Below are 14467 nucleotides of genomic sequence, written 5' to 3' on the forward strand. Positions count from 1 at the left end.
GCAGGACGGGAGGCGGCTTTGGGACGGGTAGGGTGCAGACCGGGGCGGGGAGCGGCCGTGCTGGCGCCGTCAGAGCTGCCGTTCTGATGGACGTATTCTCGCCGGCGTCGCTCACGGGCGCCGCGATCGGGCTGGCGATGGGCGCGATCCAGTATGCGATTGCGCGCATCGTCATCGACAGGATCATCGAAGCGGCGCGCTCCGAGGAGGGGCCGGCCGATGATGAAGCTGATTTCGAGCGGCGGCTTGGCCTGGTGCGCAAGCGGCTGTTGGTAGGATCGATCGTCGTGCTGCCGGTTTCGGGTTTCGTGCTCGGCCACCTCGTCGGCACGCATCAATGAACGGAGAGTGAGCATGTCACTCCGACAGAGCGTATCGTCGCTGTTCCTGATGGAATTCGCGTCGGCCTTCATGCTGTCGATGCGATACTTCTTCCGCCCCAAGGCGACGCTCAACTATCCCTTCGAGAAGGGGCCGGTGTCGCCCCGCTTCCGCGGCGAGCACGCCTTGCGCCGTTATCCCAACGGCGAGGAGCGCTGCATCGCCTGCAAGCTGTGCGAGGCCATCTGCCCCGCCCAGGCGATCACCATCGAGGCGGGTCCGCGCCGTAACGACGGCACGCGGCGGACCACCCGTTACGACATCGACATGGTGAAATGCATCTATTGCGGCATGTGCCAGGAGGCGTGCCCGGTGGATGCCATCGTCGAGGGGCCGAACTACGAGTTCGCGGTCGAGACCCGCGAGGAGCTCTACTACGACAAGGAGAAGCTCCTGCGTAACGGCGACCGTTGGGAACGCGAGATCGCGCGCAACATCGCGATGGACGCGCCCTACCGCTGATCAGGCGCGCCGCATCGGTGCGGCGCAAACGCAACACGGCCGGGACTTCCGATTCGACGGGCGTTCGCGGCTGCTATAGAGGGCGCGCTTGGACGCGGGCCTGCTTCGGCGCCGATCCGGCCCGAGGGGGCGCCCGCTTCAGGGGCACAGCACGCCGTCCGCTGGGCGGCCGAGGGTGAAGTCGGATGACCGGCGCAGCAGTGTTCTTCTACCTCTTTTCCGCTGTCGCGATCGCCTCCGCGTTCATGGTGATCGCGTCGCGCAATCCCGTCCATTCGGTCCTGTTCCTGATCCTCACCTTCGTCAATGCGGCCGCCTTGTTCATCCTGCTCGGCGCCGAATTCCTCGCCTTCATCCTGGTGGTGGTCTACGTCGGCGCGGTGGCGGTGCTGTTCCTCTTCGTGGTGATGATGCTCGACGTGGACTTCACGGAGCTTCGCCAGGGCTTCCTGCAATATCTGCCCGTGGGCGCGCTGATCGGCGTCGTCTTCCTGGCTGAGCTGGTGCTGGTGATTTCCACCTATCTGATCGATCCGCAGCTCACACGGACCGTGACGGCGCCGATCCCGCCGGCCGACCAGGTGACCAACACCGCGGCCCTCGGGCGGGTGCTCTACACCGACTACCTCTTCTATTTCCAAGGCGCCGGCATGGTGCTGCTGGTGGCGATGATCGGCGCCATCGTGCTGACGCTACGCCACAAGCCGAATGTGCGCCGCCAAGACATCAGCCGGCAGGTGGCCCGCACGCCGGCCACCGCCATCGAGGTGCGGAAGGTTCCCTTCCGCCACGGCATCTAAGGAGGCGCGCCATGACCATCGGCCTCGGTCACTACCTCAGCGTCGCCGCCGTGCTGTTCACCTTCGGGGTGTTCGGCATCTTCCTCAATCGGAAGAACGTCATCGTCATCCTGATGTCGATCGAGCTCATCCTGCTTTCGGTCAACATCAACCTGGTGTCGTTCTCGACCTTCATGGGCGACATCGTTGGCCAGGTGTTTGCGCTGCTGGTGCTCACGGTGGCGGCCGCCGAGGCGGCCATCGGGCTCGCCATCCTGGTCGTGTTCTATCGCAACCGCGGCTCCATCGCGGTCGAGGACATCAACATGATGAAGGGCTGAGCGCGACCGCGCGAGCAGCCTCTCGCTAACCGGCCCGCACCTCGGGCCCAGGCCAACCGCGCGCCTGCGTGCGGATGGTGCCCACCTCCTCAGCCGCTTCGATCGCCGCCCGCGCTGGGCGCGCGGTCGCCGCCCACCCGTCAACGCGCACGAACGGCCGCCATGTATCACGCGATCGTCTTCCTTCCGCTCGTCGGTTTCCTGATCGCAGGCTTCTTCGGCCGGCTCATCGGAGCGCGCGCCAGCGAGGTGGTGACGACCTCGCTGCTCGCGGTTTGCGCCGTGCTGTCCTGGATCGCCTTCGTCAACGTCGGCTTCGGGTCGGGCACCACGCACGTGCAGGTAGCCCCGTGGATCACCTCGGGCGACCTCGTGGTGAACTGGGCGTTCCGCATCGACACGCTGACGGCGGTGATGCTGGTGGTGGTCAACACCGTCTCGTTCCTCGTGCACCTCTATTCCATCGGCTACATGCACGAGGATCCGGCGCGGCCGCGCTTCTTCGCCTACCTGTCGCTGTTCACCTTCGCCATGCTGATGCTGGTGACGGCCGACAACCTCGTGCAGATGTTCTTCGGCTGGGAAGGCGTCGGCCTGGCGAGCTATCTGCTCATCGGCTTCTGGTACGAGAAGCCGTCGGCCAACGCCGCTGCCATCAAGGCCTTCGTCGTCAACCGCGTCGGCGATTTCGGCTTCGCGCTGGGCATCTTCATGGTGTTCGCCCTGTTCGGGACCGTGGCCTTCGATCAGATTTTCCCGCATGCGGCGACCGTCGCCAAGCAGACGGTGCACTTCATCGGCTTCGACTGGAACGCCATGAACATCACCTGTCTGCTGTTGTTCATGGGGGCCATGGGCAAGTCGGCGCAGTTCCTGCTGCACACCTGGTTGCCGGACGCCATGGAGGGTCCGACGCCGGTGTCGGCGCTCATTCACGCCGCGACCATGGTCACCGCCGGCGTGTTCATGGTGGCGCGCCTGTCGCCGCTGTTCGAGTACGCGCCGGTGGCTCTCATCGTCGTCACCGTGATCGGCGGCACGACGGCGTTCTTCGCCGCCACGATCGGCCTGGTGCAGAACGACATCAAGAAGGTCATCGCCTATTCGACCTGCTCGCAGCTCGGCTACATGTTCGTGGGGCTGGGCGTCGGCGCCTACTCCGCCGGCATCTTCCACCTGTTCACCCACGCCTTCTTCAAGGCACTGCTGTTCCTGAGCGCGGGCTCGGTGATCCACGCCATGCACCATGAGCAGGACATGCGGCACATGGGGGGCCTGCGAAAATACATCCCGTTCACCGCCGCCATGATGGCGATCGGCAACCTGGCGCTGACCGGCTTTCCCTTCACGGCCGGTTATTTCTCCAAGGACGCCATCATCGAAGCCGCCTACGCCTCGCACACGCCCGGGGCGGCCTATGCCTTCATCATGACGGTGGTCGCCGCGGCGCTGACCTCGTTCTACTCCTGGCGCCTGTTCTTCATGACCTTCGAGGGCAAGGCGCTGTGGAGCGGCGCCGGTCACGGCGATCCGGCGCACGCCCGCGCCGATGAGGCGCACGCGGCCCCTGCCTCTGCCGCAGCGCACGGGGATGGGGCACACGGCGCGGCCGCGAGCCATGGTGCCGCGCACGGTGCCGACGACGACCATGGCCACGGCCATGGTGCCCACACGCCGCACGAGAGCCCGCTAGTGATGCTGATTCCGCTCGCCGTGCTGGCCGTCGGTGCGCTCTTCGCCGGCTACATCTTCAGGTCCGCCTTCATCGGCGAAGGCCACGACGCCTTCTGGAAAGAGGCGCTGTTCACGGGGCCTGACAACCACATCCTGCATGCGATGCACGAGGTGCCGGGCTGGGTCGCGCTGTCGCCGTCGGTGGCCATGCTGATCGGTCTGGCCATCGCGGTGTGGTTCTACCTCGCCGACCCCCGCAAACCGCGCGAACTCGCCGCCAGCCAGCCGCTCGCTTACAACTTCCTGCTCAACAAGTGGTATTTCGACGAGCTGTACGACTTCCTGTTCGTGCGGCCGGCGAAGCGGCTCGGCCGCTTCCTCTGGAAACGCGGCGACGGCTGGCTGATCGACGGCTTCGGGCCCGACGGTATCTCGGCGCGGGTCGTCGACGTCACCGACCGGACGGTGCGCCTGCAGAGCGGATACCTCTACCACTATGCCTTCGCCATGCTGATCGGGGTCGCCGTGCTGGTGACCTGGTACCTCGTCGGGGGGGGAGCACGCTGATGTTCGGGTTCGGCATCCTCTCCGGCCTCATCCTGGTGCCGCTGGTCGGCGCGGCGTTCATCCTGACGCTGCGCGGCGATGACGCGGCGGTGCAGTCCAACGCCCGCTGGGCGGCGCTTGCCACCACCGTCGTCACCCTGCTGCTTGCGCTGGTCGCCTGGTCGCGCTTCGATGCCGGCAGCGCCGCGTTCCAGCTGATCGAGACGCACCCCTGGCTGGCCGACAAGATCCAGTTCAAGCTCGGCGTCGACGGTTTCTCGATGCCCTTCGTGGTGCTGACGGCCTTCCTGATGCCGTTCTGCATCCTCGCCTCGTGGGTCTCGATCGGCTACCGCGTCAAGGAATACTTCGTCGCCTTCCTGGTGCTTGAAGCCACGATGATCGGCGTCTTCGTCTCGCTCGACCTGGTGCTGTTCTATCTGTTCTTCGAGGCCGGCCTGATCCCGATGTTCCTGATCATCGGCATCTGGGGGCATGACAGGCGCATCTACGCCAGCTTCAAGTTCTTCCTCTACACGCTGCTCGGCTCGGTGCTGATGCTGCTGGCCATCATGGCGATGTACTGGGAAGCGGGCACCACCGACATCCCGACGCTGCTGGCCCACAAGTTCCCGGCCAACATGCAGTACTACCTGTGGGTCGCCTTCTTCGCGTCCTTCGCGGTGAAGATGCCGATGTGGCCGGTGCATACCTGGCTCCCCGACGCGCACGTGGAGGCGCCGACCGCGGGCTCGGTGATCCTGGCCGGGATCCTGCTCAAGATGGGCGGCTACGGCTTCATCCGCTTCTCGCTGCCGATGTTCCCGGAGGCGTCGGTCTATTTCGCCCCGCTCGTCTTCGCCCTCTCCGTGGTCGCGATCATCTACACCTCTCTGGTTGCGCTCATGCAGGAGAACATCAAGAAGTTGATCGCCTATTCATCGGTGGCGCACATGGGCTTCGTCACCATGGGCATCTTCTCGATGACCGAGCAGGGCATCCAGGGCGCCATGTTCCAGATGGTGTCGCACGGCCTGGTGTCGGGGGCGCTGTTCCTCGCCGTCGGTGTGATCTACGACCGCATGCACACCCTGCGCATCGACGCCTACGGCGGCCTGGTGCAGCGCATGCCGCTCTACGCCACGGTGATGATGGTGCTCACCATGGCAAATGTCGGCCTGCCGGGCACCTCCGGCTTCGTCGGCGAGATCCTCACCCTCATCGGCACCTTCCGCGCCAACACCTGGGTGGCGTTCTTCGCGACGAGCGGCGTGATCCTGTCGGCGGCCTACGGGCTCTGGCTGTACCGGCGCGTCATCTTCGGCGTCATCGAGAAGGACAACCTGCGCAACATCAAGGATCTCAACGCCCGTGAGCTGGTCGTCTTCGTGCCGCTGGTGGCCCTGATCATCTGGTACGGCGTCCAGCCCAACTACATCCTCGATGTCTTCGCGGCGCCGACCGCCGAACTCCTCAAGAGCACCCAAGCTGCGCTGTCCGCCGTCAAGACGGCGGCGGTCGCCATCCATTGAGGTCCGTATGACCGCCGCGATGCTTCCGAACCTTCACGTCATCCTGCCCGAGTTGATCCTCGCGGTGGGCGTGCTCGGGCTGATCCTGCTCGGCGCGTTTCAGGGCGAGCGGTCCGCGCCGCTTGTCGGCGGGGCGACGCTGGTGCTGCTGGTGGCGGCCGGCATCGCCGTGGCGATGCAGCCCGGCGAGCGAACGGTCGCCTTCAACGGCGCCTTCGTCGTCGACAATTTCTCGCGCTTCATGAAGATCCTGGCGCTGGTCGGCGCCGTCGGCGCCCTGATCCTGGCCTCGGACGACTTCAAGCGGCGCAGGCTCACGGCCTTCGAGTACCCGGTGCTCGTCACCCTGTCGACGCTCGGCATGCTGGTGATGATCTCGGCGAACGACCTAATTTCGCTCTACATCGGGCTGGAGCTCCAGTCGCTCGCCATCTACGTCATCTGCGCCTTCGACCGCGACAACACCCGGTCGACGGAGGCGGGCCTGAAGTATTTCGTCCTCGGCGCGCTCTCCTCGGGCATGCTGCTCTACGGCGCCTCGCTGATCTACGGCTTTTCCGGCACCGTGTCGTTCAGCGGCATCGCTACCGCGATCCAGGGGCAGCAATCCACCGGCATCATCTTCGGCCTCGTCTTCCTGTCGGCTGGCCTTGCCTTCAAGATCTCCGCGGTGCCGTTCCACATGTGGACACCCGACGTCTACGAGGGCGCGCCCACGCCGGTGACCGCCTTCCTCGCCACCGCCCCCAAGGCGGCGGCGATGGCGATGACCATCCGCGTCTTCGTCGGCGCCTTTCCGGGCATCACGCCGCAGTGGCAACAGATCGTGGTCTTCATCGCCATCGCCTCGATGGTGCTGGGCTCGTTCGCGGCCATCGGCCAGCGCAACATCAAGCGCCTGATGGCCTATTCCTCGATCGGTCACATGGGCTATGCGCTCGTCGGCCTGGCGGCCGGCACGGCGCAGGGCGTCAATGGCGTGCTGATCTACATGGCGATCTACGTCGCCATGACGCTCGGCACCTTCGCCTGCCTGCTGTCCATGCGGCGATCCGGGGTGCTGATCGAGGAGGTCGGCGACCTTGCCGGCCTGTCGCGGCACCATCCGGTGCTGGCTTTCCTGTTTTCGATGCTGATGTTTTCGCTGGCCGGCATCCCGCCGCTGGCCGGCTTCTTCGCCAAGTTCTACGTGTTTGCCGCCGCCATCCAGGCGGGGCTCGCGACGCTGGCCGTCATCGGCGTCGTCGCCAGCGTCATCGGCGCGTTCTACTACCTGCGCATCGTCAAGCTGATCTACTTCGACGAGCCGACCGAGGCCTACGAGCCGATGCCCGGGACGGTGAAGTTCATCCTGGCGCTGTCCAGCATCGTGACGCTGCTGTTCTTCGTCGTGCCGGCGCCGCTCGTCGGTGCGGCCGGGGCGGCGGCGAGATCGCTGTTTCCGGCGGGATAGGCGGGATTTGTGTCATCGCGGGTTTGAAGTTCCCGAACGCGGATGCGATGAGAGGGTTGGAACCTTTCATCCTTCACACTCGGGTCCTGATGCAGTTTTCTCTGGCGCCGCAAGCTGAAGCGGCGGGGTACTCCCTTCTCGCGTTCGACTCGATCGGATCGACCAACAGCGAAGCACTCGACCGGGCCCGGCAGGGAACGCCGGGGCCACTGTGGGTGGTCTCTCCCCACCAGCGCAGCGGGCGGGGGCGCCGCGGCCGCGCGTGGGAAGGGCCGGCGGGTAATCTCGCCGCGAGCCTGCTGCTCGACGTCACCTGCGATCCGTCGGTCGCGGCGACGCTGGGCTTCGTCGCCGGGCTTGCGGTCGAGCAGGCCCTGCGCATCAGTCTGCCAGCGCTGGAGCACGGCAGCCGACTGAGGCTCAAATGGCCCAACGACGTGTTGCTCGACGGGGCCAAGCTGGTCGGCATCCTGCTCGAGAGCGAGATGATGATGGGCGGCCGCCGCATCGTCGTCGTGGGCATTGGCATCAATGTGGTGGCCTATCCGGAGAACGCGCCGTACCGGGCGACGTCGCTGGCAGCGAGCGGCGCCCACCTGAGCGCGCCGAGCCTGTTCGAGACGCTGTCGGCGACCTGGCTCGCCTGCCACGCGCAGTGGCGCAATGGCGATGGGCTGCCGGAGATTCGCCGGCAATGGCTGACGCGCGCCGCCGGTGTCGGCGAGGCGGTGGCCATCAATACCGGAAGCGAAATCATTCGTGGCACGTTCGAGACGATCGACGATGCCGGCCAGCTGATCGTCAGGCAGGCGGACGGATCGCTGAAGACCATCACCGCGGGCGACGTGCATTTCGGTGCCGCCGCGACCGCCAAGGATCCATCGTAGAATGACCGCACCCCACGACAGCCTGGTCTTCGTTCCGCTCGGCGGCCTCGGCGAGATCGGCCTGAACGCGGCTCTCTATGGCTTCGGGCCGCGGGCCAATCGCCAATGGATCCTGGTCGACTGCGGCGTCAGCTTCGCCCAGCAGGAGCACATGCCGGGGATCGACCTGATCTACCCCGATCTCGGCTTCCTGGAGGCGAAGCGCTCGAACCTGCTCGGCATCATCATCACCCACGCGCACGAGGACCACATCGGCGCTCTCGTCGAGCTGTGGCCCCGCCTCAAGGCGCCCGTTTATGCCACTCCCTTCGCGCTCGGCCTGCTCGAGGCCCGGCGGCTGTCGGAGCCGAATGCCCCCAAGATTCCGCTCAAGGAAGTCCGGCAGGGCGGCAACCTCACGCTCGGGCCGTTCGACATCGAGTTCGTCGCCATGTCGCACTCGATTCCGGAATCGAACGCCCTTGCCATCCGCACGCCGCTCGGCCTGGTCGTCCATTCCGGCGACTGGAAGCTCGACCCGACGCCGGTGGTGGGACAACCGACCGACGAGGAGCGGCTGCGCGCGCTCGGCGACGAAGGCGTGCTGGCGCTGATCAGCGACTCCACCAACGTGGTGCGCGAGGGCGTGAGCCCGAGCGAGCAGGAGGTGGGCAAGGCGCTGGCCGATGTCATCCGCGAATCGCCGCAGCGGGTCTGCGTGACCGCGTTCGCCTCGAACGTGGCACGCATCCGCTCGGTCGCCGAGGCGGCGGCGGCGTGCGGCCGCGAGGTGGTCGTCGTCGGCCGCGGCATGGAGCGGGTCATCGAGGTGGCGGAGGAATGCGGCTACCTGTCCGGTCTGCCGCCGTTCCGCTCGCCCGAGTCCTTCGGCTACCTGCCGCGCGATAAGGTGGTGGCGCTGCTGACCGGCAGCCAGGGCGAGCCCCGCGCGGCCTTGTCGCGGATCGCCACCGACGACCATCCGGCCATCGGCCTGTCCCCGGGCGACCGCGTCGTGTTCTCGTCCCGCACCATTCCCGGCAACGAACGGGCCGTGGGCGAGATCATCAACAGCCTGGTCAAGCAGGGGATCGAGGTCGTCACCGACCGCGATCACCTGGTGCACGCCTCCGGCCATCCGCGCCGCGGGGAGATGGAAGCGCTCTACGGGTGGCTGCGGCCGCGCATCGCCGTGCCCGCCCATGGCGAAGCGCTGCATCTGACCGAGCATGCGCATTTCGCCAGCAAGTGGGGGACACCGCGCGTGGTGCGCGCCTTCAATGGCGACATGGTGCAGCTCGCGCCCGAGACGGCCACGGTGGTCGAGAAGGTCCCGGCCGGGCGCCTGTTCCGGGACGGCGACATCGTCATCGCCGCAGGTGAGCCGGCCATTGCCGAGCGGCGGCGGCTGGCCTTCGCCGGCATCATCTCCATCGCCATCGCCGTCGACGACCGCGGGGCGCTGATCGGCGAGCCGGAGATCGCCATCAGCGGGCTGCCATCAAAGACCCGGGAGGGCGAGGCCATGGCCGACATCGTCGCCGACGCGGTGGACGACGCGATCGACAACCTGCCGCGCCCCAAGCGCCGCGACCCGTCCGCCTTCGCCACCGCCGTCGAGCGCGCCGTGCGGGCGGAGGTGCGCCAAGTGTGGGGCAAGAGGCCCTTCTGCCACGTGCTGGTCGTGAAGGACTGATCGCCCGGCGGTCGCGCGCAGCCGGGTTCAGGGCGTCGGAGCATTGGCTGCGATCGGACGGCTTCGTCCGATTGCGAATTGTTCGCGTGCGCGGCAAGAAGGGGAATACCTCCGGCCCACGCCGGGACTGCTTCACGGGAGAGGATCAATGATCGGCCGGCTCAACCACGTCGCCATCGCGGTGAAGGACATCGCATCTGCGACGAAGGTCTACCAGAACACCTTGGGCGCCAAGGTCACCGATGCGGTGCCGCAGCCCGATCACGGGGTCACCACGGTGTTCGTCGAACTGCCCAACACCAAGATCGAGCTGCTCGAGCCGCTGGGCGCCGATTCGCCGATCGCCAAGTTCCTGGAGCGCAATGCCGACGGCGGCATCCATCACATCTGCTACGAGGTCGACGACATCATCGCCGCGCGCGATCAGCTGAAGGGGCAGGGCGCGCGCGTGCTCGGCACCGGCGAGCCGCGTATCGGTGCCCATGGCAAGCCGGTGCTGTTCCTGCACCCGAAGGACTTCTGCGGCACGCTGGTCGAGCTCGAGCAGGCATGACCCCCCCGGCCGTTCCATGAGCGTCACGCTTGCGATCGGGCTCTATATCGTCATCTGGTGGACGGTGCTGTTCGCCGTCCTGCCGTTCGGCGTGAAGAGCCAGACGGAGGTCGATGCGGTGGTCGGCGGCACCGAGCCGGGGGCGCCGACGGCGCCGCGGCTCTGGCTCAAGGCCCTGGTCACCACGGTGGTCGCCGCCGCGGTGTTTGCGGTCGCCTATTGGGCCATCGTCACCATCGAGCTCTGACCGCCCGGCTTGTCTTTTTGCCGCAGCCGTTGTTGGTGTGCGGTCGCGTTTCCAGAGTTCTGCCGCGCCGAGGTCTCATGCGTCTCTCCCGCTATTTTCTGCCGATCCTGCGCGAGACCCCGAAGGAAGCGGAGATCGTCTCGCACCGGCTGATGCTGCGCGCCGGCATGATCCGTCAGGAGGCGGCCGGCATCTATGCCTGGCTGCCGCTGGGCCTCAAGGTGCTCAACAAGATCACGGACATCATCCGCGAGGAGCAGAACCGGGCAGGGGCTGTCGAGCTCCTGATGCCGACCATCCAGCCGGCGGAGCTGTGGCGCGAGTCGGGCCGCTACGACGCTTACGGCAAGGAGATGCTTCGGATCTCGGATCGGCACGAGCGCGAGATGCTGTTCGGGCCGACCAACGAGGAGATGGTCACCGAGATCTTCCGCGCCTATGTGAAGTCCTACAAGGACCTGCCGCTCAACCTCTACCATCTGCAATGGAAGTTCCGCGACGAGATCCGGCCCCGGTTCGGCACCATGCGCTCGCGCGAGTTCCTGATGAAGGACGCCTATTCCTTCGACCTCGACCAGGCCGGCGCCCGCCACGCCTACAACCGCATGTTCGTCGCCTATCTGCGCACCTTCGCGCGCATGGGTCTCAAGGCGATCCCGATGAGGGCCGATACGGGGCCGATCGGCGGCGATTTGAGCCACGAGTTCATCATCCTCGCCGACACGGGCGAGAGCGAGGTGTTCTGCCATCAGGACTACCTCGGCTTCGCCGTGCCGCCGGCCGACACGGATTTCGAGGACGCGGCGGGCCTGCAAGGGCTCGTCGATCATTGGACGTCCCGCTACGCGGCCACGTCCGAGATGCACGACGCCGCAGCGTTCGAGGCGGTCGATGCGGCAAGCCGCGTGTCGGCCCGCGGCATCGAAGTCGGCCACATCTTCTATTTCGGCACCAAATATTCTGCTCCCATGGGCGCCACGGTGACCGGGCCGGACGGTCAGGAGCGGGCTGTGCACATGGGTTCCTACGGCATCGGCCCGTCGCGCCTCGCCGCGGCGCTGATCGAGGCCGGCCACGATGACGACGGCATCATCTGGCCGGACGAGATCGCGCCGTTCCATGTCATGCTGCTCGATCTCAAGACCGGAGACGGTGCCACCGGGGCCGCGTGCGATACGCTCTACAAGGCGCTGACGCTGCGCGGCCTCGACGTGCTCCACGACGACCGCGACGAGCGCGCCGGCGCCAAGTTCGCCACCGCGGACCTGATCGGTATTCCCTGGCAGGTCCTGGTCGGACCCAAGGGGCTGGCCAGTGGCAAGGTGGAGCTGAAGCGCCGCGCCACCGGCGAGCGCGAGCTGCTGTCGATCGAGGAGGCGGTGGCGCGTATCGCCGGCTAGTGCATTCTGCCATTGGACGAGGTCGGCCAAGGGCGCAGAAATGCGCATCGTCTTTCGAAGCCGGGGCGCTTCCACCCAAGCCTCAAGCGCTCTCGATCGTTTTTGAGCGAAGTGGACGCCGGTTCGCGTGAAGAAAACGCGACAAAACAAACAGATAGGGCAATTCAGCGATTCGCAGAAACGCGGAAATGCTCTAGGGGAGGGCTCGGCCCGGCGGCTTCGTATTTTCGCCGTCATGTCCTAGCTTTCTCTGTCGGTCCGTGGGCCGGCCGGAATCACCGCTGGCGTCGCGGCCCGAGCCGGGCGGCCCCTGGTCCCGGTCCGCCGCTGCGCAGAGCTGAACCGAGGAGTGCATGGCGAGTCCATCCGGAGAACCTGCTGCGACTCGTCCCTTCGCGCCATTCGAGTGGATGATCGCCTGGCGCTATCTGCGCGCGCGCCGCAAGGAAGGCTTCATCTCCGTCATCGCCGGCTTTTCGTTTCTCGGCATCATGCTCGGGGTCGCGACGCTGATCATCGTCCTGTCGGTGATGAACGGCTTCCGCCATGAGCTGCTCGCCAAGATCATCGGCATCAATGGCCATATCTTCGTGCAGGCGCTCGACCGCCCGCTGACCGATTTTGTCCAGCTCTCCGAGGCGTTGGCCAAGGTACCCGGCGTCAAGCTCGTGGTGCCGATGGTGGAAGGGCAGGCGCTGGCGTCGTCGCCGTCCGGCGCCAACGGCGTGCTGGTGCGCGGCGTGCGCGAGGCCGACCTGCACAATATCGACTATGTCTCGGCCAATCTGCGGGAAGGGACGATCGAGGGCTTTGATACCAAGGGCGGCGTGATCATCGGCAAGCGACTCGCCGACAGCCTCGGATTGCACGCCGGCGACACCATCACGCTGGTGGCGCCACGCGGCGCCGCGACGCCCTTCGGCACCGCCCCGCGCATCAAGTCGTATCCGGTCAACGGCGTCTTCGAGATCGGCATGTCGGAGTTCGACGGCACCTTCGTCTACATGCCGTTGGCCGAGGCACAGGCCTATTTCAACCGCGCCGACGACGTCAGCGTCATCGAGGTCTACATCGCCGACGCCGATCAGGTGGACGGCGTGCGCCAGGCGATCGAACGGGGCATCGACCGCCAGCTCATGCTGACGGACTGGCGCACGCGCAACCGCACCTTCTTCGGCGTGCTCAAGGTCGAGCGCAACGTCATGTTCCTGATCCTGCTGCTGATCGTGCTGGTGGCTGCGCTTAACATCGTCTCGGGCATCATCATGCTGGTCAAGGACAAGAGCGCCGACATCGCCATCCTGCGCACGATGGGCGCGACGCGCGGCGCCATCATGCGGATCTTCCTGATCACCGGGGCGGCCATCGGCGTCGTCGGCACGTTGGCCGGGCTGGTGCTTGGGCTGCTGCTCTCCTGGAACGTCGAGGCGATGCGGCAATTCCTGTCGAACATGCTGGAGACCAATCTGTTTCCCGCCGAGTTCTACTTCCTCAGCCGGCTCCCGGCGGTGGTCGATCCGGGTGAGGTGATCACCGTGGTGATGACCGCCTTCGTGCTGTCGCTGCTCGCCACGCTCTATCCGAGCTGGCGGGCCGCCAAGCTCGACCCGGTCGAAGCCCTGCGCTACGGCTGATGGCCTTGAGCGAGTCCGATCCCCCCGCCCTGTTCCTGTCGAAAATCGAGCGGTCCTACGCCGAAGGCGAAGGTGCGCTCCAGATCCTGCGTGGAGCCGACCTCGCCATCTGGCCGGGCGAGATCGTCGGCCTGGTCGCCCCCTCGGGCACCGGCAAGTCGACGCTCCTGCATGTCGCCGGCCTCCTGGAAAAGCCCAACGGGGGCGAGGTCTACATCGGCGAGCAGCCGACCGTAGGGCTCGACGACGACGGCCGCACGCGGCTGCGGCGGACCGAAATCGGCTTCGTCTACCAGTCGCATCATCTGCTCCCGGAGTTCTCGGCTCTGGAGAACGTCGTCATCCCGCAGATGATCACCGGCCTGAACAGGCAGGAGGCCGCGGCGCGCGGCAGCGAGCTGCTGGGCTTCCTCGGCCTCGGGCAGCGGCTCACCCACCGCCCGGCGGAGCTGTCGGGCGGCGAGCAGCAGCGGGTCGCCATCGCCCGCGCCGTGGCCAACGCCCCACGCCTGCTCCTGGCGGACGAGCCGACCGGCAATCTCGACCCCGGCACCGCCGAGCACGTCTTCACGACACTGCTGCAGCTGGTGCGGGCCACCGGGCTCGCAGCCCTGGTGGCCACCCACAACCTGACCCTGGCGGCACAGATGGATCGCCGGGTCACCATTCGCGACGGGTTGATCGTCTCGGCCGACTGAGCGCGACGCAAGAGCAGCAGAAACGATTCGTTAACGGTCCTGAAGCGGCAGCGCGTCTTGCGCTTGTCGAAAGAACAAAACAAGAACATATTGCATTTGTTCGCTTTCGGGAGTCCTCACATGACCCATCTCATCCTTCGTGGCGCGGCCGAGCTCGCCGCCTTGTCGCTGTTCGTTGCCATGATCGGCTTGTGGGCGGGGATCG

General features: G+C 66.5%; 14 protein-coding genes. All 14 read left to right on the top strand.

Translation table 11 applies throughout. The annotated features are described in order from the left end of the window. Positions 1–32 precede the first annotated feature (32 nt). The 14 genes from IEW34_RS06870 to IEW34_RS06935 all read left to right on the top strand — a co-directional run bounded on the left by IEW34_RS06870 (position 33) and on the right by IEW34_RS06935 (position 14262). The gene (locus IEW34_RS06870; RefSeq protein WP_188608396.1) at positions 33–341 is read left to right on the top strand and encodes a hypothetical protein; all 309 of its coding nucleotides are present in this window, start codon (positions 33–35) and stop codon (positions 339–341) included. A 13-nt stretch (positions 342–354) separates the two neighbouring features. Continuing rightward, on the top strand, positions 355–843 hold the full coding sequence (gene nuoI / locus IEW34_RS06875; RefSeq protein WP_188608397.1) for an NADH-quinone oxidoreductase subunit NuoI: 489 nt from the start codon (positions 355–357) through the stop codon (positions 841–843). Between the two features lie 185 nt (positions 844–1028). Beyond that, the gene (locus IEW34_RS06880) at positions 1029–1643 is read left to right on the top strand and encodes an NADH-quinone oxidoreductase subunit J (RefSeq protein WP_188608398.1); all 615 of its coding nucleotides are present in this window, start codon (positions 1029–1031) and stop codon (positions 1641–1643) included. Positions 1644–1654: 11 nt separating this feature from the next. Beyond that, entirely contained in the window at positions 1655–1963 is a 309-nt protein-coding gene (nuoK, locus tag IEW34_RS06885; RefSeq protein WP_188608399.1) for an NADH-quinone oxidoreductase subunit NuoK, read from the top strand. Between the two features lie 162 nt (positions 1964–2125). Continuing rightward, entirely contained in the window at positions 2126–4204 is a 2079-nt protein-coding gene (gene nuoL, locus IEW34_RS06890; RefSeq protein ID WP_188608400.1) for an NADH-quinone oxidoreductase subunit L, read from the top strand. Beyond that, on the top strand, positions 4204–5715 hold the full coding sequence (locus IEW34_RS06895; protein ID WP_188608401.1) for an NADH-quinone oxidoreductase subunit M: 1512 nt from the start codon (positions 4204–4206) through the stop codon (positions 5713–5715). Before nuoL ends, IEW34_RS06895 begins: the two co-directional genes overlap by 1 nt. A gap of 7 nt (positions 5716–5722) precedes the next feature. Further along, entirely contained in the window at positions 5723–7168 is a 1446-nt protein-coding gene (gene nuoN, locus IEW34_RS06900; protein ID WP_188608402.1) for an NADH-quinone oxidoreductase subunit NuoN, read from the top strand. A 56-nt stretch (positions 7169–7224) separates the two neighbouring features. Further along, entirely contained in the window at positions 7225–8055 is an 831-nt protein-coding gene (locus tag IEW34_RS06905; protein ID WP_308424368.1) for a biotin--[acetyl-CoA-carboxylase] ligase, read from the top strand. A gap of 1 nt (position 8056) precedes the next feature. Continuing rightward, entirely contained in the window at positions 8057–9730 is a 1674-nt protein-coding gene (locus IEW34_RS06910; protein WP_188608403.1) for a ribonuclease J, read from the top strand. Positions 9731–9878: 148 nt separating this feature from the next. After that, entirely contained in the window at positions 9879–10283 is a 405-nt protein-coding gene (mce, locus tag IEW34_RS06915) for a methylmalonyl-CoA epimerase (RefSeq protein ID WP_188608404.1), read from the top strand. A 16-nt stretch (positions 10284–10299) separates the two neighbouring features. Beyond that, entirely contained in the window at positions 10300–10530 is a 231-nt protein-coding gene (locus tag IEW34_RS06920) for a DUF1467 family protein (RefSeq protein WP_188608405.1), read from the top strand. Between the two features lie 77 nt (positions 10531–10607). Beyond that, on the top strand, positions 10608–11930 hold the full coding sequence (gene proS / locus IEW34_RS06925) for a proline--tRNA ligase (protein ID WP_188608406.1): 1323 nt from the start codon (positions 10608–10610) through the stop codon (positions 11928–11930). 353 nt (positions 11931–12283) lie between these two features. Beyond that, positions 12284–13564, top strand: coding sequence for a lipoprotein-releasing ABC transporter permease subunit (locus tag IEW34_RS06930; RefSeq protein ID WP_188608407.1), 1281 nt, complete (start codon positions 12284–12286; stop codon positions 13562–13564). 5 nt (positions 13565–13569) lie between these two features. Continuing rightward, the gene (locus IEW34_RS06935; protein WP_244641840.1) at positions 13570–14262 is read left to right on the top strand and encodes an ABC transporter ATP-binding protein; all 693 of its coding nucleotides are present in this window, start codon (positions 13570–13572) and stop codon (positions 14260–14262) included. The last annotated feature ends 205 nt before the right edge of the window (positions 14263–14467 follow it).

The sequence above is a fragment of the Chelatococcus reniformis genome (genome assembly GCF_014640075.1).
In the GTDB taxonomy this organism is placed as follows: domain Bacteria; phylum Pseudomonadota; class Alphaproteobacteria; order Rhizobiales; family Beijerinckiaceae; genus Camelimonas; species Camelimonas reniformis.

Coding starts and splice junctions, on each gene's coding strand:
- IEW34_RS06930 (WP_188608407.1), top strand. CDS start 12,284: ATGGCGAGTCCATCCGGAGAACCTGCTGCGACTCGTCCCTTCGCGCCA.
- nuoK (WP_188608399.1), top strand. CDS start 1,655: ATGACCATCGGCCTCGGTCACTACCTCAGCGTCGCCGCCGTGCTGTTC.
- proS (WP_188608406.1), top strand. CDS start 10,608: ATGCGTCTCTCCCGCTATTTTCTGCCGATCCTGCGCGAGACCCCGAAG.
- nuoL (WP_188608400.1), top strand. CDS start 2,126: ATGTATCACGCGATCGTCTTCCTTCCGCTCGTCGGTTTCCTGATCGCA.
- mce (WP_188608404.1), top strand. CDS start 9,879: ATGATCGGCCGGCTCAACCACGTCGCCATCGCGGTGAAGGACATCGCA.
- nuoN (WP_188608402.1), top strand. CDS start 5,723: ATGACCGCCGCGATGCTTCCGAACCTTCACGTCATCCTGCCCGAGTTG.
- IEW34_RS06895 (WP_188608401.1), top strand. CDS start 4,204: ATGTTCGGGTTCGGCATCCTCTCCGGCCTCATCCTGGTGCCGCTGGTC.
- IEW34_RS06920 (WP_188608405.1), top strand. CDS start 10,300: ATGAGCGTCACGCTTGCGATCGGGCTCTATATCGTCATCTGGTGGACG.
- IEW34_RS06910 (WP_188608403.1), top strand. CDS start 8,057: ATGACCGCACCCCACGACAGCCTGGTCTTCGTTCCGCTCGGCGGCCTC.
- IEW34_RS06880 (WP_188608398.1), top strand. CDS start 1,029: ATGACCGGCGCAGCAGTGTTCTTCTACCTCTTTTCCGCTGTCGCGATC.
- nuoI (WP_188608397.1), top strand. CDS start 355: ATGTCACTCCGACAGAGCGTATCGTCGCTGTTCCTGATGGAATTCGCG.